Below are 457 nucleotides of genomic sequence, written 5' to 3'. Positions count from 1 at the left end.
CCACCCCCCCCCATCCCCGCCAGCCCCCCCCCCCCCCCCCCGCCCCCCCCGCCTCACCCCGTCCTCCGCGCCACCGGCACCCGATCGAGCTCCACCCCGAACCGCTCCCGGTACACCCCCAGCACCTCCTCGTCCGTCCCCAGCTCCCGCACCTCGCGCGTCCCGTCCGCCCCCGTCTCCGTGAAGCTCCGCCCGCTGAGCGTGATCCTCCCGCCGTCCTCCGTGACCCGCGAACACACCGGCGACCGTGTGAAGTGCGAGGCCGGCGAGGTGCTGTGCCACCAGGCGCCCGCCACGAAGTCACCGAGCACCCGGGGCCGCACCTCCAGCCGGTACTGGGGCTTGCCGCCCAAGACGACCGCCAGGTCGGCGGCGTCGGCCACCACGTGCCCGCCCCGCACCCCGGCCGAATCCGCCCCGGCCTCCAGGACCCGGAACGACCCCCCGGGGGCCACAT

Annotated in this window: 1 protein-coding gene; it reads right to left on the bottom strand. The window is 77.2% G+C overall.

Annotation, left to right across the window (positions count from 1 at the left end; genetic code table 11):
* Window positions 1-53: 53 nt before the first annotated feature.
* Window positions 54-457: arylamine N-acetyltransferase (locus tag TN53_RS42360; protein WP_046264239.1), on the bottom strand; the 404-nt coding region annotated here is incomplete at its 5' end.

Source organism: Streptomyces sp. WM6386 (assembly GCF_000972385.1).
Lineage (GTDB): Bacteria > Actinomycetota > Actinomycetes > Streptomycetales > Streptomycetaceae > Streptomyces.
Note: the sequence above shows the minus strand (reverse complement) of the source record. Positions and strands in the feature narration are given on the sequence as shown.